29 protein-coding genes and 1 pseudogene are annotated in these 26,610 nt (G+C 69.7%); 15 read left to right on the top strand and 15 right to left on the bottom strand.

Going from position 1 to position 26,610, the window contains the following annotated elements:
- From ACIA8E_RS24670 to ACIA8E_RS24660, 3 genes and pseudogenes are all read right to left on the bottom strand, one after another.
- A pseudogene (locus ACIA8E_RS24670) lies at positions 1-81 on the bottom strand (electron transfer flavoprotein subunit beta); the annotation flags it as partial.
- Positions 82-281: 200 nt separating this feature from the next.
- Positions 282-788, bottom strand: coding sequence for a flavin reductase family protein (locus tag ACIA8E_RS24665; RefSeq protein ID WP_399301481.1), 507 nt, complete (start codon positions 786-788; stop codon positions 282-284).
- Between the two features lie 196 nt (positions 789-984).
- A complete protein-coding gene (locus tag ACIA8E_RS24660; RefSeq protein WP_399301480.1) occupies positions 985-1,311 on the bottom strand; it encodes a TlpA family protein disulfide reductase in 327 nt (108 codons plus the stop codon).
- Between the two features lie 218 nt (positions 1,312-1,529).
- Between ACIA8E_RS24660 and ACIA8E_RS24655 the strand changes: the two genes are divergently transcribed.
- On the top strand, positions 1,530-2,252 hold the full coding sequence (locus ACIA8E_RS24655) for a lysophospholipid acyltransferase family protein (RefSeq protein WP_352268088.1): 723 nt from the start codon (positions 1,530-1,532) through the stop codon (positions 2,250-2,252).
- A gap of 30 nt (positions 2,253-2,282) precedes the next feature.
- On the opposite strand, the gene ACIA8E_RS24650 is transcribed toward ACIA8E_RS24655, so the two are convergent.
- From ACIA8E_RS24650 to ACIA8E_RS24630, 5 genes are all read right to left on the bottom strand, one after another.
- Positions 2,283-2,975, bottom strand: a complete 693-nt coding sequence (locus tag ACIA8E_RS24650) for a B3/4 domain-containing protein (RefSeq protein ID WP_399301479.1) — start codon at positions 2,973-2,975, stop codon at positions 2,283-2,285.
- 23 nt (positions 2,976-2,998) lie between these two features.
- Positions 2,999-3,598: a transglutaminase domain-containing protein gene (locus ACIA8E_RS24645; protein ID WP_399301478.1), complete on the bottom strand. Its 600-nt coding sequence runs from the start codon at positions 3,596-3,598 to the stop codon at positions 2,999-3,001.
- Between the two features lie 78 nt (positions 3,599-3,676).
- Positions 3,677-4,738, bottom strand: coding sequence for a threonine aldolase family protein (locus ACIA8E_RS24640; RefSeq protein ID WP_399301489.1), 1,062 nt, complete (start codon positions 4,736-4,738; stop codon positions 3,677-3,679).
- Positions 4,735-5,502 carry an SDR family NAD(P)-dependent oxidoreductase gene (locus ACIA8E_RS24635; RefSeq protein ID WP_399301488.1) on the bottom strand — a complete coding sequence of 256 codons (768 nt, stop codon included), beginning with the start codon at positions 5,500-5,502 and terminating at the stop codon, positions 4,735-4,737. Before ACIA8E_RS24635 ends, ACIA8E_RS24640 begins: the two co-directional genes overlap by 4 nt.
- A gap of 26 nt (positions 5,503-5,528) precedes the next feature.
- A complete protein-coding gene (locus ACIA8E_RS24630) occupies positions 5,529-6,926 on the bottom strand; it encodes a DUF6421 family protein (protein WP_399301477.1) in 1,398 nt (465 codons plus the stop codon).
- Positions 6,927-7,263: 337 nt separating this feature from the next.
- Between ACIA8E_RS24630 and ACIA8E_RS24625 the strand changes: the two genes are divergently transcribed.
- Entirely contained in the window at positions 7,264-7,389 is a 126-nt protein-coding gene (locus tag ACIA8E_RS24625) for a hypothetical protein (RefSeq protein WP_388739764.1), read from the top strand.
- Between the two features lie 90 nt (positions 7,390-7,479).
- Positions 7,480-8,163 (top strand): glycerophosphodiester phosphodiesterase, encoded by a 684-nt coding sequence (locus ACIA8E_RS24620; RefSeq protein WP_399301476.1) that lies wholly within the window; start codon positions 7,480-7,482, stop codon positions 8,161-8,163.
- A gap of 68 nt (positions 8,164-8,231) precedes the next feature.
- Here the strand turns inward: ACIA8E_RS24620 and ACIA8E_RS24615 are convergent, their stop codons facing one another.
- The gene (locus ACIA8E_RS24615) at positions 8,232-8,789 is read right to left on the bottom strand and encodes a GNAT family N-acetyltransferase (protein ID WP_399301475.1); all 558 of its coding nucleotides are present in this window, start codon (positions 8,787-8,789) and stop codon (positions 8,232-8,234) included.
- A 74-nt stretch (positions 8,790-8,863) separates the two neighbouring features.
- Between ACIA8E_RS24615 and ACIA8E_RS24610 the strand changes: the two genes are divergently transcribed.
- The 7 genes from ACIA8E_RS24610 (at position 8,864) to ACIA8E_RS24580 (ending at position 13,024) form a co-directional block, all read left to right on the top strand.
- Positions 8,864-9,250, top strand: a complete 387-nt coding sequence (locus ACIA8E_RS24610) for a VOC family protein (RefSeq protein ID WP_329165250.1) — start codon at positions 8,864-8,866, stop codon at positions 9,248-9,250.
- Positions 9,251-9,394: 144 nt separating this feature from the next.
- Positions 9,395-9,991 (top strand): DUF5134 domain-containing protein, encoded by a 597-nt coding sequence (locus ACIA8E_RS24605; protein ID WP_399301474.1) that lies wholly within the window; start codon positions 9,395-9,397, stop codon positions 9,989-9,991.
- An 86-nt stretch (positions 9,992-10,077) separates the two neighbouring features.
- On the top strand, positions 10,078-11,013 hold the full coding sequence (locus tag ACIA8E_RS24600) for a M56 family metallopeptidase (RefSeq protein WP_399301473.1): 936 nt from the start codon (positions 10,078-10,080) through the stop codon (positions 11,011-11,013).
- A 34-nt stretch (positions 11,014-11,047) separates the two neighbouring features.
- The gene (locus tag ACIA8E_RS24595; RefSeq protein WP_399301472.1) at positions 11,048-11,767 is read left to right on the top strand and encodes a phosphatase PAP2 family protein; all 720 of its coding nucleotides are present in this window, start codon (positions 11,048-11,050) and stop codon (positions 11,765-11,767) included.
- A gap of 19 nt (positions 11,768-11,786) precedes the next feature.
- Positions 11,787-12,479 (top strand): HAD family hydrolase, encoded by a 693-nt coding sequence (locus ACIA8E_RS24590; protein WP_399301471.1) that lies wholly within the window; start codon positions 11,787-11,789, stop codon positions 12,477-12,479.
- 79 nt (positions 12,480-12,558) lie between these two features.
- Positions 12,559-12,738 (top strand): hypothetical protein, encoded by a 180-nt coding sequence (locus ACIA8E_RS24585; RefSeq protein WP_388739745.1) that lies wholly within the window; start codon positions 12,559-12,561, stop codon positions 12,736-12,738.
- 61 nt (positions 12,739-12,799) lie between these two features.
- Entirely contained in the window at positions 12,800-13,024 is a 225-nt protein-coding gene (locus ACIA8E_RS24580; protein ID WP_267006717.1) for a hypothetical protein, read from the top strand.
- A gap of 260 nt (positions 13,025-13,284) precedes the next feature.
- Here ACIA8E_RS24580 and ACIA8E_RS24575 read toward each other — a convergent pair whose 3' ends face one another.
- The gene (locus ACIA8E_RS24575) at positions 13,285-14,775 is read right to left on the bottom strand and encodes an LVIVD repeat-containing protein (protein ID WP_399301470.1); all 1,491 of its coding nucleotides are present in this window, start codon (positions 14,773-14,775) and stop codon (positions 13,285-13,287) included.
- A 158-nt stretch (positions 14,776-14,933) separates the two neighbouring features.
- Here ACIA8E_RS24575 and ACIA8E_RS24570 point away from each other — a divergent pair, with 158 nt between their 5' ends.
- Positions 14,934-15,620: a DUF305 domain-containing protein gene (locus ACIA8E_RS24570; protein ID WP_399301487.1), complete on the top strand. Its 687-nt coding sequence runs from the start codon at positions 14,934-14,936 to the stop codon at positions 15,618-15,620.
- Between the two features lie 78 nt (positions 15,621-15,698).
- Positions 15,699-17,081, top strand: a complete 1,383-nt coding sequence (locus ACIA8E_RS24565; protein ID WP_399301469.1) for an FAD-dependent oxidoreductase — start codon at positions 15,699-15,701, stop codon at positions 17,079-17,081.
- A gap of 33 nt (positions 17,082-17,114) precedes the next feature.
- Here ACIA8E_RS24565 and ACIA8E_RS24560 read toward each other — a convergent pair whose 3' ends face one another.
- Complete coding sequence (locus ACIA8E_RS24560) at positions 17,115-17,501, bottom strand: ArsR/SmtB family transcription factor (protein ID WP_399301468.1); 387 nt, start codon at positions 17,499-17,501, stop codon at positions 17,115-17,117.
- Between the two features lie 217 nt (positions 17,502-17,718).
- On the bottom strand, positions 17,719-18,135 hold the full coding sequence (locus tag ACIA8E_RS24555; RefSeq protein WP_030975907.1) for a thioesterase family protein: 417 nt from the start codon (positions 18,133-18,135) through the stop codon (positions 17,719-17,721).
- A 304-nt stretch (positions 18,136-18,439) separates the two neighbouring features.
- Between ACIA8E_RS24555 and ACIA8E_RS24550 the strand changes: the two genes are divergently transcribed.
- The 3 genes from ACIA8E_RS24550 to ACIA8E_RS24540 all read left to right on the top strand — a co-directional run bounded on the left by ACIA8E_RS24550 (position 18,440) and on the right by ACIA8E_RS24540 (position 23,309).
- The gene (locus ACIA8E_RS24550; protein ID WP_399301467.1) at positions 18,440-20,200 is read left to right on the top strand and encodes a glycoside hydrolase domain-containing protein; all 1,761 of its coding nucleotides are present in this window, start codon (positions 18,440-18,442) and stop codon (positions 20,198-20,200) included.
- A gap of 37 nt (positions 20,201-20,237) precedes the next feature.
- Positions 20,238-21,317, top strand: a complete 1,080-nt coding sequence (locus ACIA8E_RS24545) for a peptidoglycan-binding protein (protein ID WP_399301466.1) — start codon at positions 20,238-20,240, stop codon at positions 21,315-21,317.
- Between the two features lie 174 nt (positions 21,318-21,491).
- Positions 21,492-23,309 (top strand): ABC transporter substrate-binding protein, encoded by a 1,818-nt coding sequence (locus tag ACIA8E_RS24540; protein ID WP_399301465.1) that lies wholly within the window; start codon positions 21,492-21,494, stop codon positions 23,307-23,309.
- A 134-nt stretch (positions 23,310-23,443) separates the two neighbouring features.
- On the opposite strand, the gene ACIA8E_RS24535 is transcribed toward ACIA8E_RS24540, so the two are convergent.
- The 3 genes from ACIA8E_RS24535 to ACIA8E_RS24525 are packed head-to-tail and all read right to left on the bottom strand — an operon-like array spanning position 23,444 to position 26,603.
- Positions 23,444-24,883, bottom strand: a complete 1,440-nt coding sequence (locus tag ACIA8E_RS24535) for an aldehyde dehydrogenase family protein (RefSeq protein WP_399301464.1) — start codon at positions 24,881-24,883, stop codon at positions 23,444-23,446.
- Positions 24,884-24,918: 35 nt separating this feature from the next.
- Complete coding sequence (locus ACIA8E_RS24530; protein WP_399301463.1) at positions 24,919-25,698, bottom strand: SDR family oxidoreductase; 780 nt, start codon at positions 25,696-25,698, stop codon at positions 24,919-24,921.
- Positions 25,698-26,603, bottom strand: a complete 906-nt coding sequence (locus tag ACIA8E_RS24525; RefSeq protein ID WP_399301462.1) for a dihydrodipicolinate synthase family protein — start codon at positions 26,601-26,603, stop codon at positions 25,698-25,700. Before ACIA8E_RS24525 ends, ACIA8E_RS24530 begins: the two co-directional genes overlap by 1 nt.
- Positions 26,604-26,610 lie beyond the last annotated feature (7 nt).

The following is a 26,610-nucleotide window of genomic DNA, read 5'->3' as shown; positions in this document are numbered from 1 at the left end:
CAGCGTCAGATCATCGGCGAAATGCCGGTCACCGGTGGCGTCGGGCACGTACTTCACACAGACAACGATCCTCAAGCTCACGCCGGCTCTCCTACTGCATCGTCATTTCTGGGCTGCCTTGATGCACGCAGCATAGGCGCCTGATGGGGCGGATTCCGGTCGGGGCGACCGACGCTCCGACCGTAATATTACTCGTCAGTACACCCAGTGCGGCACCCCTGAGCAAGCGCTTTGACTGTGACCTAGCCGACGCTCGGCGCCCATGCGCCGCCTGGGATCTCTCAGTCCCGCAGCGCCGTGAAACGACCCTGATGGTAGAGAAGCGGACGGCCGGCTCCGGTCGGATCGCCGACGACGGCCTCCGCGATCACGATCCGGTGGTCGCCCGCCGGGATGCGTGCCACCACGCGGCAGACCAGCCACGCCAGCACTCCGTCGAGCACCGGCACTCCTTCCGGTCCGTTGCGCCAATAGGTGGACGGGCCGAACCGGTCGGCGCCGCTGCGCGCGAATGTGGCGGCCAGTTCCTGCTGGTGCTCGGCGAGTATGTGTACGCCGACATGCTCGGCCTCCGCCACGACCGGCCAGCTGGACGACGAGGTCCCCACACCGAAGGAGATCAGCGGCGGCTCGGCGGCGACGGAATTCAGGGAGGTGGCGGTGAATCCGACCGGCCGGTCACCGGCGGCGGTGATCACGGCGACACCGGCGGCGTGCTGCCGGAAGACGGAGCGGAGGAGGTCGGGGGATGCCGTGCGGGCGGTGCCGAGCTCGGGCGAAGCCGTCATGGAGGTGTCCTTCTGCGAGGGAGGCGTACGGGGCCGTGGGTGCTCAGGCACCCGGACAGCGCGCACTCGCGTTGCGGGCCAGATCCACGTGGGCCCGGCTGTGGAGAAGGAGTTCCGGCGGCATAGCGTCAGACTGACGATGCGTGGTGGGTGCAGTCAAGCAGGTTCCGCAATGTGGGAGATGCATCACGGTCCGTCACATCGCGTGCCCCAGTGCTGCGACGACATCCACGGTGCGTGGCTGCCCGACCGCTCGCCGGACGATCCGGCCGGCCGCGTCGAGCACCAGCACCGTCGGGGTGCGGCTGATGTCGAGTTCGCGTACGAGAGTGAGATGCGCCTCGGCGTCGATCTCGACGTGGGCGACGCCGTCGACCATTCGCGCCACCTCGTCGAGAGTGCGGCGGGTGGCCCGGCAAGGCTGGCAGAAGGCGCTGGAGAACTGCACGAGGGTGGCCCGGTCCCCCAATTCCGCGCCGAGTTGGGCAGCGTCCAGCCTTCTTGCATGTGTCGGCCCGTCCACCTTCGTCCTCCTGTCAGAGCTCTTCGCAAAGGGTCAGCACCACGGGACGCAGAGGCATTCCCGGCCGCTCCACGTGACGAGAATCTCGCGCCCCGTGGCCGCGGAGACTGGCCAGCGCGACGCACATGGGGCACCATCGGCGCAATGCCGAAAACCTACGGCTGCGTAACTTCCGCCGGGAGAACCCTCCTCAGGCGCAGAAGAAGGGTCTTCACCAGATGGCAGAACTCGTCTATCGGCCGGTCATCGGCGCCGCTCGCACCATGTTCAAGGCGCTGGACCTGAAGATCGACACTCAGGGTTCGGAGCACATCCCGAAGACCGGCGGTGCCGTACTGGTCAGCAACCACATCAGCTATCTCGACTTCATCTTCTCCGGGCTGACCGCTCTGCCGCAGAAGCGGCTGGTCCGCTTCATGGCGAAGGAATCGGTCTTCCGGCACAAGGTCTCCGGTCCGCTGATGCGCGGCATGAAGCACATCCCGGTCGACCGGAAGCAGGGCGAGGACGCGTATGCGCACGCACTCGCCTCGCTTCGGTCCGGCGAGATCATCGGTGTTTTCCCCGAGGCGACCATCTCCCAGTCGTTCACCCTGAAGAGCTTCAAGTCGGGCGCCGCACGACTGGCCCAGGAGGCCGGCGTACCGCTGATCCCGATGGCGCTGTGGGGGACCCAGCGGATCTGGACCAAGGGCCGGCCGCGCAACTTCAAGCGCAGCCACATCCCGGTGACGATCCGGGTCGGTGAGCCGGTCGAAGCCCCCACCGACCAGTACGCAGGTGCGATCACCCGGCGGCTCCGCGAGCGGGTGCAGGAGCTTCTCGAAGCTGCCCAGCGCGCGTATCCGGTACGGCCGAGGGACGCGAGCGATACCTGGTGGGTGCCCACGCATCTCGGCGGTACGGCTCCGACGGCGGCCGAGGTGCGCGAGACGAGCTGACCCGACCGGGTCACGGCCACGGCTGAAACGTCACTCCGGGGTACGGACGGTGATCTGCGCTCCGGGACTGAGCTTCTCCAGCGATTCGGCGAGTTCGGTGCCTGCGGCTTCGAGCTCGCCGATCGTCATGGGGGCGAGGCTCTCCAGCAGGAACAAGGCATTGACGGACTCCTCGGTGAGCCGGGTGCGTACGCCCTGCCGCCAGTTCCACCGCCGGCAGGTGACGCCCTCGTCGTCGCACCAGACGACTTCACCGGGCTCGGGTTGCTCCACGGCCTCCTCGCCACCCGCGACGGTGCGGAACGGCTCCTGGCCGGTGGAGCGCACCAGCCGCATGGCGCCCTCGATGCGGTCGGTGTCCTCACCGCCCACCGGGATCAGATGGGCGACGCTGATCGCGTTGTAGAGGTCGACCAGCAGGTTGATGCGCGGCAGACCGGCGTCCGTGAGGGCCCGCCTGGCGAGAGCCTCGGCGGAGTTGCGGGTACGGGACGGCTTGGCGCCGAAGGCGGTGTAGGTGTCCCGCCAGGCGGCGACATGAGGGTCCTCGTGCGGCGCCCTGCTGTCGAGCCGCGCGACGAGCCGTCGGGTGGCATCGTCGAGCAAGGCCGAACTGTCTTCGTTGCTCTCCCCGTTGACCAGGCCGCGCGCCTCGACGGCGAGGCAGGTGAAGCCGGGGGCGAGCGTGCGTACGTCGTCGGAAACGGTGAGCGTCGGAGTCATCGGCTGCCTTGCCTCGAAACGGTTCAGAGCGCGGTCGGGAGAGTGCGCCAGAGCTGCGTGCGGTCCTCGGCACACTGCATGGCGCGCAGAACTGCCGGGTGGGGTGCTGCATAGAGTACTGGATAGTCCACTCCATTGGACTGCGGTCCGGTCGCCCAGGCCAACCGCTCCTCGTCGAGCGAGAACCGGGCGTCGATGCCGGGCTTGTTGCCGCGCGGGTCCTGACGGTCCCACCGGTCCCGCCCCGGCAGGCGCACAGCGATCAGGCCGTGCAGGACGTCCGGACTCCCGTTGTCGTCGGCGAAGCCCTGATAGCAGAGCGCGGCCGGGATGCCCGCAGCGCGCAGCAGGGCGGCCAGCGCGTGGGACTTGGAGTGACAGATGCCATTGCGGGTGGCCAGGACGTCGGAGGCCCGCCAGGTGACCCGCAGATCACCCGAGTCGACGGAGTGCTCAATGGTGTCGCGTACACACTCATAGGCCGCGACTGCGTATGAGTATGCACCGACAGTCTCGGCGCGGAGGCGGTCGACGGTCTCCCTCACGACCGGATGCTCATGATCGATTGCCTCGTCAGCAGCGAGATAGGCGGAGATCTCGGGGACTTGCTGCGTCAGCTCCATGCGTACAGAGCATACGAAAGCGGTCGACCGGAAGGCAATCAATTTCCGATCGACCGCATATTCATACGATCACTCGCGCTACTTGGCCATCTCTTCCTTCAGCGCGAGAACGAATGCGTCGACGTCGTCCTCCGTGGTGTCGAAGGCGCACATCCAGCGCACATCACCGGCTGCTTCGTCCCAGAAGTAGAAGCGGAAGCGCTTCTGGAGCCGCTCACTCACCTCGTGGGGCAGCCGTGCGAAGACGGCGTTGGCCTGTACCGGGTGGAGGATCTCCACACCGTCGACCGCACGGACGCCCTCGGCGAGCCGCTGGGCCATGGCGTTGGCATGCCGGGCGTTGCGGAGCCACAGGTCCCGCGCGAGCAGCGCCTCCAGCTGCACCGACACGAAGCGCATCTTCGAGGCGAGCTGCATGGACAGCTTGCGCAGGTGCTTCATGGCCCGTACGGCGTCCGGGTCGAGGACGACGACGGCCTCGCCGAACAGCGCCCCGTTCTTGGTGCCGCCGAAGGAGAGGACATCGACCCCGACCGCGTTGGTGAACGTGCGCATCGGTACGTCCAGCGACGCCGCGGCGTTGGCTATCCGCGCCCCGTCGAGATGGACCTTCATGCCCCGCTCGTGGGAGTGCTCGCAGATGGCCCGGATCTCGTCGGGCGTGTAGACCGTGCCGAGTTCGGTGTTCTGCGTGATGGACACGACCTGGGGCATGGCCCGGTGCTCGTCGTCCCAGCCGTACGCCTGCCGGTCGATGAGCTCAGGGGTGAGCTTGCCGTCCGGCGTCGGGACGGTCAGCAGCTTCAGGCCGCCGACACGCTCCGGGGCACCACCCTCGTCCACGTTGATGTGCGCGGACTCGGCGCAGATCACCGCGCCCCAGCGGTCGGTCATCGCCTGGAGGGAGACGACATTCGCGCCCGTTCCGTTGAAGACCGGGAACGCCTCCGCGGTGGAGCCGAAGTGGCTGTGCATGACCCGCTGGAGGTGTTCGGTGTAGTCGTCCTCGCCGTAGGCGATCTGGTGACCGCCGTTGGCGAGGGCGATGGCCGCGAGAACTTCCGGGTGGGCACCCGCGTAGTTGTCACTGGCGAAACCGCGCACCTGCGGATCGTGGTGACGTCGCGCGTCGGTCCTTATGGTTGCGGGGTCAGCCACAGACGCTTTCCGTTCACTTCCGGGGCGGGCCGCTCCCATACGCCGGCGATGGCATCGGCCAGCTCCTTGACGTCGGTGAAGCCCGCGAACTTCGCATTCGGGCGCTCGGCGCGCATCGCGTCGTGCACCAGTGCCTTGACGATCAGGATCGCAGCCGCGGTCTTCGGCCCCTCGTCGCCCCCCGCCTTACGGAAGGCATCGGCGAGCGCGAGGGTCCAGGCCTCGGCGGCAGCCTTCGACGCGGCGTAGGCGGCGTTGCCCGCGGTGGGCCGGCTCGCCCCGGCCGCGCTGGTCAGCAGGAAGCGGCCGCGGTCGCTGCGCAGCAGGCCGTCGTGGAAGGCCAGCGACGTGTGCTGCACGGTACGGATCAGCAGCTTCTCCAGCAGATCCCAGTCGGCGAGGTCGGTCTCGGCGAAGGTGGCACTGCCGCGCCAGCCGCCGACGAGATGGACCAGGCCGTCGATCCGGCCGAATTCCTTCTCGGTCTTGGCCGCCCATTCGCGGGTGGCGGCCAGGTCGAGCAGATCGACGGTGTCGCCGGTGACGGTGGCGCCGCCGTGGGCGTACCGCGCGGCGTCGACGGCCTCGGCCAGCCGGGTGGGGTCCGCGTCCGAGGCGACGACGATCGCGCCGGCGTCCGCGAGCCTGAGCAGCGTCGCCCGGCCCGCCGGTCCCGCGGCTCCTGCGACCGCGATGACAGCGCCTTCGAGCACGCCGTTGCCGTTGCCCGTGCCGTTTGCGTTCATGGCCATCGCCTCCTCGGTACGGGCGCTCACGCGGCTGCCTGCTCGGCGTGCGCGGCGGTGATCCCCTTGGTGGAGGCGATCACATGCTTCAGCTTCTTGGAGAGCGCCTCATAGAACATGCTCAGGGGAAACTCGTCCGGAAGCACGTCGTCCACGAGCTTGCGCGGCGGCTGCGTCAGGTCCAGGGCGTCCGGGCCCTTGGCCCAGCGGGAGCCGGGGTGCGGCGCGAGGTAGGTCGAGACCAGGTCGTACGCGGCGAACCAGTGGACCAGCTTCGGGCGGTCGATGCCGTCGCGGTAGAGCTTCTCGATCTCGCCGCAGAGCTGGTTGGTGACCTGCGGGGCACGGTCCCAGTCGATCTTCAGGGTGTTGTCGGTCCAGCGGATCACGTCGTGCTTGTGGAGGTACGCGAAGAGCAGCTGGCCGCCGAGACCGTCGTAGTTGCGGACGCGCTCGCCGGTGACCGGGAAGCGGAACATCCGGTCGAACAGCACGGCGTACTGCACATCGCGGCCCTGCGGGAAGCCGTCGGCCTGCAGCTTCACGGCCTCCTTGAAGGCGGTGAGGTCACAGCGCAGCTCCTCCAGGCCGTACATCCAGAACGGCTGGCGCTGCTTGATCATGAACGGGTCGAACGGCAGGTCGCCGTGGCTGTGGGTGCGGTCGTGGACCATGTCCCAGAGCACGAAAGCCTGCTCGCAGCGCTGCTGGTCGCCGACCATGTCGCGGATGTCCTCGGGCAGCTCGACCCCGAGCAGTTCGACGGAGGCCTCGGTGACACGGCGGAAGCGAGCGGCCTCGCGGTCACAGAAGATGCCGCCCCAGCTGAAGCGCTCGGGCGCCTCGCGCACGGCGATCGTCTCCGGGAAGAGCACCGCGGAGTTGGTGTCGTAACCGGAGGTGAAGTCCTCGAAGGTGATGCCGCAGAACAGCGGGTTGTCATAACGGGTGGCTTCGAGCTCGGCGAGCCACTCCGGCCAGACCATCCGCAGCACGACCGCTTCGAGGTTGCGGTCCGGGTTGCCGTTCTGCGTGTACATCGCGAAGACGACCAGGTGCTGCAGGCCGTCGGCGCGGTTCCTGGCAGGCTGGAAGGCGAGCAGCGAGTCCAGGAAGTCCGGCACGCCGAAACCGCCGTGCGCCCAGCGACGCAGGTCCATGACAAGGGCGCGGTGGTAGGCGGCGTCGTGCGGGAGCAGCGGGGCAAGCTCCTCGATCGCGGCGATCGCCCGGTCCAGCGTCGCCCGGACGGTGGCCGGGGAGGGCGCGCCGTCGGCGTCGAAGTCGATCGAGCCGTCCTTCGACTGCCAGGGGCGGATCTCCTCCACGGCATTCTTGAGCGCAGGCCAAGCCGGCTGCTCAACCACCCGCTGGGCAGCAGTTATCGCGCCGGCGGCGGCATCGTGCACAAGAATTTCCGTCATCACACTTCCTCCACGGGAGAACCTCGCGTTAAGCAACCGTATCCGTGTGCGGTTCTCCGAGACAAGTGGGCCCCAGAAAATTATCCTGCCTACCCCCCATGGTCACCGCCATTTTTCCTGTCACACCCCGCTCCCGCGACCGCTTCCGTCGGCCGGACGGGAAGCGCGGCGCCTCCGACCCGCACGCCAGTTCGTTCAGGCCGCGCACGGCGCGCCCACGCACGAGTGACCCGGCTCGCGGCATACCTGCCGCCGGCGGTAGGACGGACGGCATCCACCCCCGCCGCCTGCCGTACCACCCCCTGTCGCACCACCCACCCAACGGGAGAGTTTCCGCGTGAGCATCCGCGCCGTCCTGGTCGCAGCCGTCATCACGGGGTTCCTGCTCGGCGCCGCCGAGATCCAGGGTCACGGCGCCACTCCCCCGCGCGGGGCCGCCCACCTCGTCGCGCCGGGTCGCTAGGCTGCCGAATTGCCGCAAGGCTGTAGTGCCGTACTGCCGCGTGGGTAGGAGCAGCACGCGGGGACCGCCGTCGACGGAAGCGAGATTGCCTTGACTTTTCTCACCATCGGTCATCGCGGGGTGATGGGTGTCGAGCCGGAGAACACTCTGCGGTCGTTCGTCCACGCCGAACGGGCCGGAATGGACGCCATCGAGCTGGACCTTCATCTCAGCAAGGACGGCGCGCTCGCCGTCATGCACGACGCCGACGTGGACCGTACGACCGACGGCACGGGCCTGATCGCCGAGAAGACCCTCGCCGAGCTGCGTGAACTCGATGCGGGGCTGGGCGAGCGGGTGCCCGTCTTCGAGGAGGTGCTCGACGCCGTGCGCTCCCCCGTACAGGCGGAGATCAAGGACGTGGCGGCCGCTCGCGCGCTGGCCGATGTGATTCGGCGGCGCGATCTCGTCGACCGGGTCGAGGTGTTGTCGTTCCACGACGAGGCGGTCGCCGAGATCGCCCAACTCGTGCCGGGGGTGCGGACCGCACTCGTCGCAAGCCGATGGAAGAGCGATGTGGTGGACCGGGCCAAGGCGGTGGGCGCGACCACGCTCGTGCTGAACATCCGCCGCCTCACCCTGGAGGTCGTCGAGCAGGCGCACACCGAAGGTCTGAAGGTCATCGGCTGGGTGGTGAACACCCAGGATCATCTGCGGCTGGCTCGCGGCCTGGGGCTGGACGGCGGGACCACCGACTTCCCGGAGATCCGCCGCGCCGGCCGCTTCACCGCGTAGTCGCAGTACGCGGTACCGCTGGCTGTCCTGGTGTACTGCGTGCGACCAGCCAGTCGTACCCGGTACTGCTAGTCGTCCTTGAGATCCTTGATCAGCAGTTCGAAGGCGAGATCGTCGCGCTGCGGGATGCCGAAGCGTTCGTCGCCGTACGGGAACGGGGTGAGCTTTCCCGTACGGCGATAGCCGCGGCGTTCGTACCAGGCGATCAGCTCCTCGCGCACCGAGATCACGGTCATGTGCATCTCGGTCGCGCCCCAGCTCTCCCGAACGGTGCGCTCGGCCTCGGCGATGATGATCTTGCCGAGTCCGCCGCCCTGCAGCTCGGGGCGGACCGCGAACATCCCGAAGTAGGCCGCCTCACCACGGTGTTCCAGCTGGCAGCAGGCGATCGGCTCGCCGTCCCGTTCCACCACGAGCAGTCGGCTGCCGGGAGCCTCGACCACCTGACGGACCCCGTCCGGGTCGGTCCGCTGCCCGTCCAGGATGTCCGCCTCGGTGGTCCACCCGGCCCGGCTGGAGTCCCCCCGGTACGCCGACTCGATCAGCGTCACGAGTGCGGGCACATCGGCGTGGCTCGCGTCGCGGAAGGTCAGCTGTCCCGAGTCACGGGGCGGGGCGGTGTCCATGGTGAGGCTCTCCGTTTCTCTGCTGGGCCGTGCCGCAGCAGCGTAACCCGGAGCCCTGTGCCTAGGGTCTGGCCATGGTGCATGTGCTGAGCAGCAGGGTCCTGTTGAGCCCGACGGATCCCGAGCGGTCACGGGTGTTCTACGGAGAGTCCCTCGGGCTCCCGGTGTACCGGGAGTTCGGCACCGGTCCCGAGCGGGGCACGGTCTACTTTCTCGGCGGTGGCTTCCTGGAGGTCTCCGGGCGCTCAGCAGCACCGCCCTCGCCCGCGCTGCGGCTGTGGGTCCAGGTCGCGGACGTCCAGGCGGCGTACGAGGAGCTGTCGGCCCGCGGCGTCGACGTGGAGCGGCCACCGGTACGCGAGCCGTGGGGGCTCGTGGAGATGTGGATCTCCGATCCTGACGGGGTCCGGATCGCGGTCGTCGAGGTGCCGGCGGACCACCCGTTGCGTTCCCGGCCCTGATCCCTCGACGGCGCGGAAGTGGTGTTTCCTTCCGGCGAGTTCCTGCCACGCGCTCCCCTCGTACATCAGTGCGCCGCGTACGACCTGCCCGGCTGGGGCATCGACTAGTCGATACCGACGTCGTACGTCCAGGGGAGGTGCGCTGTGCACGGACCGGCGATGTCCAGTTGGCTGCTGATGGCGTTGTGCGGAGTGACGGGCGCGTACTGCCTGCTGCGGATGCGCAACGGGACGCAGGAGGAGCGCAGAACGGCGCGCGCGGAGGCCCTGATGGGCTTCGGCATGGCGGCCATGGCAGTGCCCGCCGCGATAGTCACGCCGCCCGTGTGGGGATGGGCGGTGTACGTGGTGCTGTTCGGCGGGGCCGCATTGCGCGCCCTGTGGTTCGCCCGGCACAAGGGGCACCATCTGCACCATCTGGTCGGCTCGCTGGCGATGGTCTACATGGCGGTGGTGATGGCGGCGCCCGGCAGTGGCGCGGCGACGCACGGGGGTCACACCGGGCACGGCGGGCATCAGATGGCACAGGTCGCCGGGGGGCTGCCGCTGCTGACCGGGGTACTGCTGGTCTACTACGCCGCGTTTGTGCTGCGGTCCGGGGCGCAGCTGATACCGGTCGCAGCCACAGTGGGCGCGGGCGGCGGGCCGACCGGGGGCACCTGGGGCGCACGGCCCGAGCTTGCGCTGGCCTGCAGGCTGACGATGGGGATCGCCATGTTCGCGATGCTGCTCACGTTGTGAGACAGGAGGCACGGCGATCCGTGGCGTACGTCACTTGCCGAGCGCAGCCATACCCGTGGGTAGTGCGCCGCTCATAGGCTGACGCCATGTTGGTCTCGCTTGCGCTGCTGCTGCTCGGTGCACTGGCCGCCGTCGTGACCCCGCGGCTGATGGCGCGGGCCGAATGGCCGGAGCGCGAGCCCGTCGTGGCGCTGTGGGTGTGGCAGTGCGTGGTCGCGGGGGTGCTGCTGTCCTTCGGGCTCTCCATGACCTTCAGCGCGGCCGCCGCCTGGCAAGCGGTACGCGGGCAGGTGTTCGCGCCCGCGCCCCATGCCGTGGTGGAGGCGTACGCGCTGGCCGCGTACGGGCCGTGGTCCGCCGTCATCGCCGTGCTGCTGGCGCTCGGCGGCGTCTGGAGCGGTGCGATGCTGACCCGGGAGATCAGCCGGGCCCGGCTGCGGCGCAGGCGGCGCCGGGCCGAGCTGCTGGTCCGTTCCCCGTTGATGCCCGGCGAGGAGGCCGGCGGCGGCCCTCTCGTGGTGCTGGAGGGCGAACGCCCGGATGCCTGGTGGCTGCCGGGGACCGCACCCCAACTCGTCATCACCACCGCGGCACTTGGCCGGCTGAAAGGCCGCCAGCTGGATGCGGTGCTGGCTCATGAGCAGGGGCACGCCCAGGCACGGCACGACTGGCTGCTGCACTGCTCCGCGGCGCTGGCGACAGGGTTCCCGCAGGTTCCGGTGTTCGCCGCGTTCCGCGACGAGATGCACCGGCTCGTCGAACTGGCCGCCGACGATGTGGCGTCGCGGCGGTTCGGACGTCTGACGATCGCTCTGGCGCTGGTCGAACTGAACGAGGACCGGGGCGTGTTCGGCCCCTGCCCGACGCCGGACGCGCAACTGCCGCTGCGGGTGAACCGGCTGCTGTCCCCGGTGGAGCGGCTCACCGCCGGACGCCGGCTGCGGCTGACCGCGGCGGCCGCCCTGGTGCCGGTGGTGCCGCTCCTGGTGGCCTTCGTGCCGGGGCTCAGCGCGCTGGGATAGCCGGTGCGGCGGTCCGTCCGCGAAGATCACCCCCATGCGCTCCCCCTCGCCGCCCCTTTCCCCGCCGGACCGCCCGCCCGCCCCCGTGCCGGCCCTCGGGACGGGCATCGTCTGCGGATCCCTCGCCCTGGTGCTGTTGATCCTGGTCACCGTGGGCTGGTCCCCGTTGATGTCGCTGGACCGTACGGTCGCCGACGCGCTGCACCGGCGGGCGGTGACCGAGCCCGGACTCGTCCACGCCAACCGGATCCTGACGGACTGGGTGTGGGATCCCTGGACGATGCGTGCCCTGATCGCCGTCGCCGTGGTGTGGCTGTGGTGGCGCGGCGCCCGGATGCTCGCGGGATGGGTGGTGGCGACGAGCCTGTTCGCCACCCTGCTGCAGCAGGGGCTGAAGTCCGCCGTCGGCCGGGAGCGGCCGCGGTGGCCGGACCCGGTGGACTCCGCCCATTACGCGGCGTTCCCGTCCGGACACGCCATGACGGCCGTGGTGAGCTGCGGCCTGCTGCTGTGGCTGCTGCGCCGGCACGGCGCAGGGCGGCGGGTGTGGTGGGCGGCGCTCACGGTGGCGTGCGTCTCGGCGATCGGGGTGGGGACAACCCGGCTCTATCTGGGGGTTCACTGGCTGACCGACGTGCTCGGCGGCTGGCTGCTCGGGGCGGCGGTGGTCGCGTTCTCGATCGCCGGGTTCGCACGGTACGAGGGGCGTGGGCGGGGCGGCGCAGGCGGGACGGCCTTGCCGCGACGTCCCTGAAGCGGCAAGGATCGGACCCATGGTGTTCAAGGGTGCGCTCTTCGATTTCTCCGGGACCCTCTTCCGCGTCGAATCGGTCCGGTCCTGGCTGGGCACGGTCCTCGCCGAGCGGGGGGCGACCGTGACCGATGAGGACTTCGACCGGTACGTGGAGGGGCTGACGACCGCCGGGGCGCTGCCGGGCGGCCCGGACCCGGAACGCGTACCCGACCGGCTGGCCGAGGTGTGGGCCACCCGTGACGAGAGCGCGGAACGGCACCGTGCGGCGTACACCGGGCTGGCCCGCCAGGTCGGCCTGCCGGATCCGGGGCTGTACGACGCGCTGTACGACCGGCACAAGTCACCGGCGGCGTGGCGCCCGTACCCGGATGCGGCCGAGGTGCTGGGGGCGCTGCGCACGAGCGGGGTCCGGATCGGCGTGGTCAGCAACATCGGCTGGGACCTTCGACCGGTCTTCCGTGCCCACGGTCTGGACGCCTTCGTCGACGCCTACGTCCTGTCGTACGAGCACGGCATCCAGAAGCCGGACCCACAACTTTTTCACATTGCCTGCACGCTTGTCGGACAGGATCCCGCGGATGTGGTGATGGTCGGTGACAGCCGACACGCGGACGGTGGAGCGGCGGCCCTGGGGTGCGAGGTGCGCTTCGTGGACCATCTGCCTGTGGAGCAACGGCCGGACGCACTGCGGGCGCTCGGGTTGGTTCCATGATCCGGACAAGGAGACATGTGAGAGATGTCCCTGACGCCCAATGGGTCGGATTGTCACATCGGGGCCTTAGCCTGTAGGCATGTCCCGCTCTCCGCACTCCTCCAATTCCCTGCGTTCCGCCGCAGTGGTGAATGAAGAGATTCGTGACCTGTGGCAGCGCTCCGGCGGATGTCTTTCACCGGACGACGAGCAGGAGTACCAGCGACTGCTGGTGGAGTGGGCCGCGGTGACGGGCGGGAGTGCGAGGTCTGCCGCCTGACGACCCGACCGGCTGGGCCATTCGCTGTGCAGTCGCCTTCGGCGCGTCGCACCCTGAAGGCATGACTTCTCCCCCGATCGTGATTTTCCGCCCGTCCCCCTCCGGCGGGCGCCGCGTCACCGTGCAGCGTGACGGGCGGTTCCAGATCCTGGGGCTGGCCCACTCCGATCACGATGTGATCGTCTTCCTGGAGGGTGCGGGGCTCGACGACCCCGAGCACATCCTCGACAGTCCCGAATGGGTCGAGTGGCGGGGCGGACGGGCCCACCGGTACGAAGCCGCATAAGGAACAGCCGATTCCGGCGATCCCCCGCGTCGCCGGAATCTGGCAGCCACCCCGGTCGACCGGGTCCGTAGGACACCGGTCGGGGCCGCGCTGATGACGGACGGCATGAACCGGTCAACGCAGAGATACAGCATGCGCCCGCGCCTGACGCCGGTCAACGAGGCGTCGCACCGCCGTTGCCGGCCGAGTGCCGCCGGGCGGGGATCCGCCCGGCGGCACTCGGCGTGAGCATGCGGTTCGGCCATGTCCGCGCGGCCGGGTCAGTGGTCGAAGTAGTCCGGCTGCGTCTGCACGTTGAGCTCCGGCATCCGCACCCGCTTCGCGGGGTCGGTCCGCCGGTCGTCGAGCTTCAGGACGTCGAAGCCCTTGGCGATGTCGTTGGAGTAGATGTAGCCGTTGTAGTAGTACGCCGACCAGGGGCCGGCTGTGGTGACGGCGTCCAGACTGACGGGGCCGCGCTCGAAGTACGCGATCTCCTTCGGCGCCGAGGAGTCGGTGAAGTCCCATACCGAGACTCCGCCCTGGTACCAGGCCTGGACCATCAGGTCGCGGCCCTTGACCGGGATGATCGAACCGTTGTGGGCGACGCAGACCTCGGTGGCGGCCTGCGGACGGTCGATCTTGAAGTAGCTGCGGAAGACCAGCTTGCGGTGGTCTCCCCGGCCGACGATGTCGTAGATGCCGTCGGCGCCGCGCTTCGGCCCGATCTCCTCGTTGCAGGTGGCGGCGCCACCGCCGCCGAGCTCATCGGTGAAGACGACCTTGTCCGCCTTCTGGTTGAACGTCGCCGAGTGCCAGAACGCGAAGTTCACATTGTCCTGGACCCGGTCGATGATCTTCGGGTTCTCCGGGTCCTTGATGGAGAACAGCAGGCCGTCGCCCATGCAGGCGCCGGCGGCCAGGTCCTTCGAAGGCAGCACCGTGATGTCGTGGCAGCCGGTCGTCTTGGAGACTCCCGGGTTGGTGGGCGCGCCCGGGTTGCCGCCGTCCGGGAAGAGCACCGGGAAGTTCACGATCGCGGCCTTCTCGGGCGCCTTGCGCGGCACCTTGATGACGGAGATCCCGTCGTGCGGCGGCTGGCAGTCGGGGAACGTCTCGTTCGGCGAGTACGAGGACACGTACACGTACACGCTGCTGCGCTCCGGAACCAGCGTGTGGGTGTGCGAGCCGCACGCGGTCTCGACGGCGGCGACGTACTTCGGGTTGCGCTTGTCACTGATGTCGAAGATCTTCATGCCCTCCCAGGAGGACTTCTCCGTGGCGGGCTGGGTGGTGCTGGCGCACGAGTTGTCGCTGCGCGAGGAGTCGGTGGACAGGAACAGCAGGTTCCCGGAGACCGAGACGTCGTTCTGCGATCCGGGGCAGAGGACCTGGGCGACGGTCTTCGGGGACCTCGGGTTGCTGATGTCGAAGATCCGGAAGCCGTCGTAGTTCCCGGCGAAGGCGTACTTCCCCTGGAACGCCAGGTCCGTGTTGAGGCCCTTGAGCGCGTCCTTCGGGATGTTCGCCAGCGGGGTGATGTTGTCACTGTGGACGATCTCGTCCACGCCGGGTATCTCGCCGTCCTCGATGGCGGCCGCGGCCACAGCCTCCTGGCTCACGGAGAGACCGGTACCGATGGCTGGGTGATCACCGGGGTCGGGTGTCGCGGCCGCCGGTCCGGCCATCAGCAGCGTGGCGAAGAGCCCGGCGGCGGCTGCCGCCACACCCAGACGTCTGCGCCGCACTTGGGTGGTGTGCAACGAAGTCACTGCGTCCTCCCCTGTACCAATGCGTGGTTGAACGGTTGACTGACCTCGGCAGTATCGTCCTTCCCATGGGTATCCCAACAGATGGCAACAGGAACGTAATGAAAGTTCCCGACACTTGAGATCGCGCAAGTGCGCCGAACGATTTACAGCCACCCCAAATACCGTTGGAGGCAGCCTTGTTGATATGCCGTCAGGTTGCGCAGGTGCGCAGATCCCTGGTCGTCGCCGCCGTCGCGGCCGCCGCGCTCTCCCTCGGCGCGTGCGATGCGGGCGGCGGAGACCACGACGCGAACGCTCAGGCAGGCGGGGGCCCTTCGGTCGTGGCACCGGGCAAGCCCGGTGAGCCCGCGCAGACGCTGTCCGCCGAGGAAGCGGCGAAGGCCACCGTCGACGACACTCCCAACTCGGCGGACTTCCGCTACGTGCAGCTGATGATCCAGCACCACGCCCAGGCGCTGGAGTTGACGGCCCTGGTGCCGTCCCGTTCCTCGTCCATCCCGGTCAAGCGGCTTGCCGAGCGCATCTCCGCAGCCCAGAAGCCGGAGATCGGTGCCATGGAAGGATGGCTCAAACACAATGGCGGCGAGAAGCGCACGGGTGGCCACGACCACGCCGGGATGCCCGGCATGGCGACACAGGCGCAGCTGAAGCAGTTGCGTGCGGCCGAGGGCAAGGCCTTCGACGAACTCTTCCTGAAGCTGATGGTCACCCACCACCAGGGCGCGATCACGATGGCGACCGAGGCTCTCTCGGAGGGGAACAACGTTCAGGTCGAGGAGATGGCGGGCGATGTCGTCGCCCAGCAGACGGTCGAGATCGACCGGATGCGCGCGCTGTCCTCCTGACGCGCCGCGCGGCCGCGTCTCTCCCCTGCCCCGCCGACCGGTGCGATGCTGGAGGCACACTCCGGGAAGAGGTGCACCGTGCTCCGTGTCGCCGTCGTCGGCTCCGGACCCAGCGGGGTCTACACCGCACAGTGTCTGGTCCAGCAGTCCCGGGTGCCCGATGTCCGGGTGGACGTGCTGGACAGGCTGCCCTGCCCGTACGGCCTCGTGCGTTACGGCGTCGCCCCCGACCACGAGAAGATCAAGTCGCTGCAGAACAGTCTGCGGACCGTCCTGGAGCACGAGCGGATCACCTTTCTCGGCAATGTCCAGGTGGGCGGGGAGGGACTGCCACCCGATCGGCTGAGCGAGCTCTACCACGCGGTGGTCTACTGCGTCGGGGCGGCGACCGACCGCGGTCTCGGCGTTCCCGGCGAGGATCTGCCCGGCAGCCACTCGGCGACCGAGTTCGTCTCCTGGTACAGCGCGCACCCCGATTCGGCCACCGACAACTTTGCTCTGCAGGCCCGTTCGGTCGTGGTGATCGGGGTCGGCAATGTGGCGGTCGACGTGGCGCGGATCCTCGCGCGCAGCGCCGAGGAGTTGCGGCCCACCGATGTCCCGCACCCGGCACTCGGTGCGCTGGCCGGCAGCCGGGTGCGCGAGGTGCACATGGCGGGCAGGCGCGGACCGTCCCAGGCCAGGTTCACCACCAAGGAGCTGCGCGAGCTGGGCGGGCTGCCAGGGGCGCGGGTCGTGGTCGACAGGGCGGAGCTGGCCCGCGATCCGGCGTACGCCTCCGCCGGGATGCCGGCGGCTTCAACGGTGCCGCTGCCGGCGGTGGCGCGACGCAATATCGAGGTGCTGCGCGGGTGGGCGGAAGCCGATGTCCCTGCCGCCGGACCGGACCCGGTGCGCACGATCCACCTGCGGTTCTTTCTGCGCCCGGTCGAGCTCCTCGAACGGGACGGGCGGGTCGCCGCGGTGCGGTTCGCGCGTACCGCACCGGACGGCGGCGGAGGCATACAGGACACCGGTACCTACGAGGAGATCGACGCCCAGCTCGTACTGCGGGCCGTCGGCTACCGCGGGCTGCCGCTGCCCGGTCTGCCGTTCGATCCGGCCCGCGGCACCGTGCCCCATCTGGCGGGGCGGGTGCTGCGCGACGGCGTTCCGTCGCCCGGCGAGTATGTCGCGGGATGGATCAAGCGGGGGCCGACCGGAGTGATCGGCTCGAACCGGTCGTGCGCAAAGGAGACGGTCGCGTCGCTGCTGGACGACGCGCCACTGCTGGCGGGGCGGCCGGCGGCGCCCGATCCGGTGGCCGCGATGCGGGCGATGGGGCTGCGGCCGGTGGAGTGGGACGGCTGGCAGTCGATCGAGCGGGCGGAAGCGGCACTGGGGCGGTCGCTCGGCCGTGGGCCGGTGAAGATCCCGGACTGGGCGGGACTGCTGGAGGCCGCACACAGCGACCGGGGCTGAATCGAGGACCGCGGACGGACCCGCGGCGCGCTGTCAGCCTTCGCCGAGCCGGTCCGCCTGCCGGGTCGCGGCGGCGAGAACGCTGTCGAGCAGTCCGGGGAAGAGTGCGTCCAGGTCGTCGCGGCGCAGCCCGTTCATCTTGGCGGTGCCCCGGTAGGTCTGACTGACGATGCCGCTCTCGCGCAGCACCCGGAAGTGGTGCGTGGTCGTGGACTTGGACACCGGCAGTTCGATACGGGAGCAGGTGAGCTCACTCCCGGCGGCCGCCAGCTCGCGGACCACCCGCAGCCGCATCGGGTCGGAGAGCGCGTGGAGCACCGCCTCTATGCGGATCTCCTCACGTGCCGGGTGGGCCAGCACGCGGGCACCGGTGCCCGGGGCGGCGGTGCCACTCGCGGCAGTGGCGCTGGTGACGGTCACGTCGGCTCCTGTCGTCGCTTCGTCCGGAAGCCCCATGGTACGAGACCCATCGTACTTTGCCGTGCACCGCACCACGGCCGCGGGACGGACAGCACAGATCTTGTCCGGTGAACGAGAGCGGCCCTGCGCCTGAACGACAGCGGGCCCTGCGCCGACGCCACACATGAGGCGGGGGCCGCCATGGGCGCCGCCTCCCGCACGGCCGGACCGCCTGCGGTCAGCCGCTGAGCAGGTCCGGGTTCCCGGCGAGCGAGGCGAGATGACCGGCCGGATCGGCGATGAGCCTACGGGCGGCCAGGTCGAGCATGCCCGCCACACCCGTGACCTCCGCCGCGACCGTGCCGTCCTCCTTGATGATCTTCTGCACCACCTCGAAGGTCTTCCCGCTGCCGTAGACGAACTGACAGGTGACCCGCACCCGTTCGCCGCCGCGCAGCTCCCGCAGGAACTTCACCGTCACTTCCAGCGCGACCGGACCCACGCCACTGGCCAGCAGCTTCTCCTGCGGCAGGCCGGCGGCTCGGAGCAGCTCCCACCGGGCGTGCTCGGCGTACTGCAGATAGACGGCCTGGTTCAGATGTCCCTGCGTATCGAGTTCGTAGCCGCGCACCGTCACGTCAACAAAGAACGTCATGAACGTCGCAACATCGCTGCGCAGTCCGTCATTCCCAGTGCCAGGGCCCGAAACTGCCGCATCCGGGGGCTTCGCTCGTGAGGTTTGACCTCGAACTTCCGGACCGGTCAGCGCGGTTGGCGATCGGCACGACTTCGCGAGCTTGGTAAGAAATTTTCGGCAATAGATAGTGCAACGCAACTCAATGACGCGCTACCTTTCGCCTGCCCTGCCCACGGCGGCGCCGCACGACGATGCGAGCCGGCCCCGTGGTCCGGGTGAAAGGCGCATGTCCTGTCCATCCCAGAGGCCGACCTGGAGTGCCATGAGACTGCCCGCACCACCACGAGCGCATCTGCGCGCCGCGACCACCGTGCTCACCGCGCTGGCCGCACTGAGCACCGCCGCCCTGGCCACCGCCGCGACACCGACCGGCGCCGCCGACGGCGCCAAGGATGTCTCCTACCGGGGCTATCACGTACGTGTGCCCAGCAGTTGGCCGGTCATCGACCTGGCCGCACACCCCGATACCTGTGTGCGCTTCGATCGCCACGCGGTCTACCTCGGCCACGCCACCGATGCCGGTCAGGCCACCTGTCCGGCCGGGCTGGTCGGCCGCACCGAAGCGCTGGTGATCGAGCCGCTGGACGCGACCGGCCGGAAGTCGGTGGACAGCTCCACCCGCATCGCGCCCAAGGGCGCCGCCAGTGCCGCGGCCCCGCGGACCGGGGGTGCGCCGTCCGGGCGGATACGCCAGGCGGTGCCGGCAGCCGGAGTGCTGGTCACCGCCTCGGTGGGCGCGGACGATGCCGCCGCGCAGACCATCCTGAACAGCGCCGATCTCGACGCCGACGCCGAGGCGGTGACCCTGTCCGCAGCCCCGGCAGGCCGGGCCGAGGCCATGTCCGCGTCCTCCGTCGCAGCGCAGCCCGGCACGTACACGGGTCTCGGCTTCGACCCGTGCGCCGCACCGTCCAACGCGCAGATGTCCGCCTGGTCCGCCTCTCCGTTCCGGGCCATCGGGGTGTACATCAGCGGCATCAGCGCCGCCTGCGACCAGCCGAATCTGACCGCGCCGTGGATCCAGACGCAGACCTCGGCGGGCTGGCACATCATCCCCATCCATGTGGGACTCCAGGCGCCGTGCAACACCTTCAGCCACAAGGTGTCGTCCACCCTTGCCACCGCCGCGAGCCAGGGTCACAGCGAGGCGCAGGAAGCCGTCGCCGCCGCTGCCGCGCTCGGGCTGCCGCAGGGCAGCGTGCTCTACGACGACATGGAGGCGTACGACCAGACCAACACCGCATGCAGTGACGCCGTGATGACCTTCCTCAGCGCCTGGACCGAGGAACTGCACACCAGCGGCTACCTCTCCGGCGTCTACACCTCCGCCACCTCCATGGCCGACCTGGCCGGGGAGTACACCACCGGCACCTACACGATGCCGGACCACATCTGGTTCGCCCGCTGGAACGGCAAGGCCGACAACGACGCCACGCCCTACGTTCCCGACGAGTACTGGGCCGACCACCAGCGCATCCACCAGCTCAGCGGGGACACCGACGAGACCTGGGGCGGCGTGACCATCAACATCGACCGCGACTACCTGGACGTCGGCGTGGGGCCGTTCGCCGGTACCTGCACGGCGAGCCTCGACTTCTCGGCGTACGGATCGATTTCCGCGGGCTCCTCCGGCAGCCTGGTCAGCGCCGCCCAGTGCCTGCTGACGCGCCAGGGGTACTTCACGGGCACCGTGGACGGGGCCTTCGGATCGGGCACCACGAGCGCCGTCCAGTCCCTCCAGAGCGCCAAGTCGCTGCCGGTGACCGGCACCGTCGACTCCCACACCTGGACCGCCCTGCTGTCCGCGGGTACCAGGCCGACCCTCCAGTCCGGCTCCACCGGCACCGACGTCAAGCGCCTGCAGCGTGCGCTGATCGCGGCCCGCGGTCAGACGCTCACCATCGACGGCGACTTCGGCCCGGCGACCACCACCGCGGTCAAGGCGTACCAGACCGCCCAGGGCCTGACCTCGGACGGGATCGTCGGCAATCTGTCCTGGTCCGCCCTGCAAGCCGGCAAGTAACCCCCGATCCATGGCGATTCAGACTCCTGGGAGAACCATGCCTGCATACGGAAATCTCCGCCGGGCCGGCCGCGGTTTCGCGGTCGCGGCGGCAGCGGGACTGCTCGCGCTGAGCACCGCGATGCCCGCGGCGGCGGCAACCATTCCCGCACGGACCAATCTGCTCTCCTCCGACTGCCCGAGCACCGTCAAGCAGGGGCAGCTGAGCGGCTGTGTGACCGAGCTTCAGACGCTGCTCAACTTCGGCGGCGCCTCGCTGACGGTGGACGGCGACTTCGGCCCGGCGACGACTTCGGCGGTCCAGTCGTACCAGGCCTCCAAGGGCCTCACCTCGGACGGTCTGGTGGGCCCCGCCACCAAGTCCGCGCTGTACTACGAGGACCCCACGGTCGCCATCGACCTGCGCACCCTGCGCTGCCCGGTGGACCTGGAGACCGACGAGAACGACGGCTGCGTCACCGAGCTGCAGAACAAGCTCAACACCCACGGCGCCTCGCTGACCGTGGACCATGTCCTCGGCACCGGCACCACCAGTGCGGTACGCACCTACCAGTCCTCGGTGGGGCTGCCGGCCACCGGTGTGGTGGACCCGGCCACCAAGGCGAAGCTGTACGGTGACCCGGCGCCGCAGCAGCCGACCGACCTCGGCTCGGGCCGCTACGCGGCGGTGGTCAATTTCGGCGAGCAGGCCACCGGCCAGAACATCCAGTACGTCTGGGGTGGCGGCCACGAGACGGACTTCGGCCCGTCGATCGGCATCTGCGACGGCTACGGCGGCTCGATCACACCGTGCCCCGCCGACAGGGAGGTGGGCCTGGACTGCTCGGGATTCGCCCGCTGGCTGTACTGGCGGGCGGGGGCCGGCGACATCGGCCAGACCACCAAGGACCAGGTGGTCAACCCGCGCTTCACCAAGGTCACCGCTGCCACCGCGATCCCCGGTGACCTGGTGTTCTTCGGCGGCTCGGCGGCGACCGTGCACCATGTCGGGGTCTACACCGGCACCGTGAACGGGGTGGCGATGATGGTCAACGCCCCGGAGACGGCCTCGTACGTGCGCGACGACACCATCGCTTCGCACAGCGACCTGCTCGGTTACTACCACCTCACCGGCTGACGCTCAGCTCAGGCAGCCGGCTCCGCACGACGGGGGCCGGCCGCCGCTTTCGTCAGTGGATCTTTGTAAATTCTTGCCGTCGCTATGGACTTTGGCGCATGTCACTTACGAAGATGCACACCAGCCAATGCGCCTCCGCTGCATTCCCGTCCCCGCCCAAGGGAGTTGCCCCCTGTGAACGTGCGCATCCCGCGCAGAGCCGCCGCCACCCTCGCCGCGCTCGCCCTGCCGATCCTCGCGCTTCCCGTGCCCGCCGCCCAGGCCGACGGCGCCGGCACCACCCTCCGGGTGACCATGGACACCTCCGGAGTGGACACCCTCAATCCCTTCCTTGCGTACTTCGACGGCGCCCTGGACATTTTCGGACAGGTCTACCCGTCGCTCAACTCGCTCCGCCCGGACGGCAGCGCGGCGCCCTACCTCGCCGACTCCTGGACCACATCCGCCGACAAGCTCAGCTGGACCTTCAAGATCCACAAAGGCCTGAAGTGGTCCGACGGTCAGCCGATCACGGCCGAGGACGCCGCCTGGACGCTGAACCTGATCATGACGAACGAGACCGCCGCCACCGCCAACGGCTCACTGGTCCGAAACTTCGCCAAGGTCGAGGCCACGGACGCGAACACCCTGGTGATCACCACCAAGGATCCGCAGTCGAACATGCTGTACGTCTCCACCCCCAGCAGCATCCCGATCGTGCCCAAGCACATCTGGGAGAAGCACACCGGTGACCTGAAGAGCTTCAAGAACAACAGCTTCCCACTGGTCGGTTACGGCCCCTGGAAGCTCGCCACCTACAAGACCGAGCAGTACGCCAAGCTCGACGCCAACAAGGACTTCTTCCTCGGCGCCCCCAAGTTCGACCACCTGCTCGAGCAGCAGTACAAGACCACCGACGCCGCGGTGGCCGCGCTGCGCAGCGGGCAGCTCGACTACGTCACCAAGATGAACTCCACCCAGTTCAAGGCCCTGCAGAGCGAGAAGAACGTCAAGGCCTTCCAGACGCCCGGCCACCACTGGAGCGCCATCGAGATCAACGCCGGGGCGAAGACCCGTAACGAGAAGGCGATCGGCACGGCGAACCCCGTGCTCGCCGACCAGGCCGTGCGCACCGCCATCGCCTACGCGACGGACAAGAAGACGCTGGTCAAGAAGGTCCTCAACAACCTGGGCGCGCCCGGTGTGGGTTACCTGCCGCCCGCCTGGAGCCAGTGGGCGTGGACTCCCGAGCCCGGTGAGGCGACGGACTTCGACCCGGCCAAGGCCAACGCGCTGCTCGACGAGGCCGGTTACAAGAAGGGCAAGGACGGCATACGCACGGCCCCGAAGTCCGGCAAGAAACTGAATCTGCGCCTGGGTATCCACTCCGACACCACCGGCGACGCGCAGATCTCGTCCTACGTCAAGGGCTGGCTCAGGGACATCGGCATCGCGGTCACCATCCAGCCGTTCGGCATGACCAAGCTGAACGACAACCTCGCCAAGGGCGACTGGGACATGCTGATGGACAGCTGGGGCACCGGCCCCGACCCGAGCTACATGCTCGGCATCCAGACCTGCGACACGCGCCCGCAGGACGACGGCACCAGCGGCTCCACCGACGCGTTCCACTGCGACAAGGAGTACGACAAGCTCTTCCAGGAGCAGATCAAGGCCTTCGATCCGGCCGAGCGCGCTCGGATCGTCGGTCAGATGCAGGACATCCTGTACCGGCACAACCAGGACATGATCCTTTACTACGACAACGGCCTGTACGCGGCCCGTACGGACACCGTGAAGGGCCTTGTCTCCGGCAAGGCGGACGCGGCCGGCGTGATGCCCACCCAGCTGACCTTCTGGAACTACGCCAAGGCCGCACCGGCCGCGAAGAGCGCCGACTCCTCCATGTCCACCGGGACCGTGGCCGCCGGTGCCGGTGCTGTGGCAGTGCTCGGCGTCGTCGGCGGGCTGGCGGTCCGCCGCCGCAAGGCCGGCGCGGGCGACCGCGAGTAGCCCGCGCGCCGGGTGGGCACCGAGGCCGCCACGGCTTCGGTGCTCCGGCCGACGACAGAACCGCTGCGATTGCCGGGGCTGAAGGGGCTCCGGCAACCGCAGCGGTCCGCGGGATCGTGCGGCTGGTCAGTGGCTCACTCGTCCCAGCCCATGTAGACGGACTTGGACCAGGAGTAGAACTCGGTGGCCACTGTTCCCTGTTCGCGGTAGGTGTTGCCGGACGAATCCTTGACACCTCCGAAGGGCACGTTCAGGTCCAGTCCGGTCGTCGGGCGGTTGACCTTGATCACGCCGGCCCGCACCCGCGCAACGAACCGCTGGGCGTGGGCGAGGCTCCGGGTGCACACGCCTGCGGCGAGCCCGTACCGGGAGTCGTTGACCAACTCGATCGCGTCGTCGAGATCCTCGGCGACGAGCACGGCCACCACAGGGCCGAAGATCTCGTCACGCGCGACGGCGCTGTCCCGGCCGACACCGGTGAGCACGGTGGGTGCCAGCATCAGGCCCTGGGGGGCGTCACCGCCGGCTGCGACGGTCGCACCCTCCTCCCTGGCTTGCTCGATCGCCGCCGCGATACCGGCGAGCTGTTGCTCGCTGACCACCGGGCCCATCAGCGTGCCACCGTCCAGACCGTTGCCCGGACGGTAGCGCTCCGCCTGCTTGGTGAGCGCCGCGACGAAGACCTCGTACACGCCCGGGGTGCAGATGACCCGGGAGGACGCGGTGCAGGCCTGTCCGGTGAGGGCGAAGCCGCCCGCCGCGGCGATCTGTGCGGCCTGCTCGACGTCCGCGTCGTCGAGCACCACCAAGGCGTTCTTGCCGCCCATCTCGACCTGCACCCGGCCGCGTCGCTCGTGAACGGTGCGCTCGATGTGCATGCCCACCGTCGTGGACCCGGTGAACGACACCGCCGACACCCGGAGGTCGGTCACCAGCGCTTCACCGACGACCGGTCCGGCGCCGTGCACCACATTCAGCACGCCGGCCGGCAGACCCGCCTGCACCAGCGCATCGGCGAGGTGTCGGGGCGACACCGGGGTGAGCTCGGCCGGCTTGAGGACCACCGCGTTGCCCGCGATCAGTGCCGGCGCCATCTTCCAGGCCGGGATGGCGATCGGAAAGTTCCACGGGGTGATCAGTCCGACCACGCCCAGCGCCTCGCGGCGGGTGTGCACCAGGGTGTCGGGCTGCGAGCTGGGCAGCGTCGGGCCGCCGAGCCGCCAGCCCTCGGAACCGAAGAAGCGGAACACGTCGATCGCCCGGCGGACTTCGCCCCGGGCCTCGGCCAGCGTCTTGCCTTCCTCCCGCACCAGGTCACGGGCGATCTCCTCGTGACGGCCGCGCAGAATCTCCGCCGCGTCCATCAGGACGGCGCCGCGCGCGGGTGCGGGCAGTGCCGCCCAGTCCGGCTGGGCGTCGCAGGCCGCCGTGACCGCAGCGTCCACGGCATCCGGGCCGGAGGCCGGCGAGACGGACACCAGGTCGGACGGGTCCGCGGGATTGCGACGCTCGTAACCGTCGCCGGGGAAGTCCTTGCCACCGATCAGGTTGCTGATCCGATGCACAGTGCTCATGAATTGTGGTCCTTCATCGGGTGTGTTCCGGCCGGTCACAGGCTGCGGACGAGGCCGCCGTCGCACCGGAGTGCCGTTCCGGTGACGTACGAGGCGGGCGCACTGCAGAGGAAGGCCGCTGCTGCGGCGAACTCCTCCGGGGTGCCGTACCGCCCGGCGGGGATGGCGGCCCGGGAGTCGGCCGCGACATCGGCGACCGGCCGCTGCTCCCGGTCGGCGCGCGCGGCGTCGAGCTGCGCGACCCGGTCGGTGGCGATCCGGCCCGGCAGCAGCAGGTTGACGGTGACTCCGTCGCGGGCGACCTCGGCGGCGAGGGTCTTGAGGTAGGCCGCGAGGGCGGCCCGGCCGGCGTTGGACAGCACCAGGCCGGCCAGCGGCTCGGCGACTCCGCTGGAGCCGACGGCGAGGATCCGCCCCCAGCCGCGCTCCCGCATGCCGGGCAGCACCTGTGCCACCAGACGTTGTTGGGCAAGCAGGAGCGAGTCCACGGCCGATCCGAGGTCCGTGCCGGCGCCGTCGATGTCGACGGCGCGGCCGGGCTTCGGGCCCGGGCCGTTGAGCACCAGGATGTCCGGGTCGCCGTACGCCGCGCGGGCTGCCTCGATCAGTTCACGCGGCCCGCCCGGTGCCGTGAGGTCGACCTGGACGCCCACGGCCTCGGGCAGCCCGGCGGCGATCTCCTCGGCCAGGTCACCGCGCCGTCCGGCGACGACGACAGCGGCCCCCTCGGCCGCGAGCGCCTCGGCCACCGCACGTCCCAGGCCACCGGTGGAGGCGGCGACGACAGCCGTACGTCCACGGATTCCGAGATCCATCACCGCACCTCCTTCTGCAGAACGGCCAGGGCGGGACCCAGGTGCCGTTCCAGTTGCGGGACGAGCGACTCCGGCATGGCAGCGGCCGGCGGCCTCACGCCGGACTCCATGACCAGCCCGCGGCGCCTGATCGCCTCCTTGCGGACGGCCAGTCCGATTCCCGCCTGGGCCTCGAAGTTGACCAGCGGCAGATACGGCAGGTACGCCTCGCGGGCGGCGTCGTAACCGTCGCTGCGCCAGGCGTCGACGCAGGCGACCAGGCCCTCCGGGCAGGAGAAACCGGTCATCGCGCCGGCTGCCCCGGCCGCCAGCTCGTCCAGCAGACCGAGCCCGCCGAGGCCGCCGAAGACGGGCACTTCGAGCTGGGCGGCCAGGACCGCGACGGCCGCCGGGGTCGGCGGTGCCTCGGCCTTCACGCCGACCGCCGAGGGGACTGCCTGTACGGCGCGGACCAGGTCGGCCGTACGGATGGCGACTTTGCTGGCCTCCGGGTAGTCCTGGACGACGATGCCGGCGCCGGTGGCGTCGTGCACGGCGTTCAGGTGTGCGGCGACGACGCGCGGGTCCGGGGAGTTGACCTGGACCATGAGCCCGGCGAGGCGGTCCCCGACCACCTCGCGTACCAGCCGGGCCTCTTCGATCACCGGTGCCGTGGCGAGTCCGGTGACGCCGACGACGAGCGGCAGTTCCACGGATGCGGCGACCACCTCGAGCACCGTGCGGCGCTCCTCGACGGACAGCCGGGCGGCCTCGCCGAAGACGCCGAGCACGGTGAGGCCGGTGACACCGATCCCCTCGTAGTGCTTCACCAGCCGGGAAAGGCTGGTCTCGTCGACCTCCAGGGACGGGCCGAGGAACGGTGTGGCGACCACTCCCCAGACGCCGGAGGACAAATTGTCGACCATGAGTTGC

This window comes from Streptomyces sp. NPDC051664 (genome assembly GCF_044453545.1).
Lineage (GTDB): Bacteria > Actinomycetota > Actinomycetes > Streptomycetales > Streptomycetaceae > Streptomyces.
This window is presented reverse-complemented; position numbering and strand designations above follow the sequence as displayed.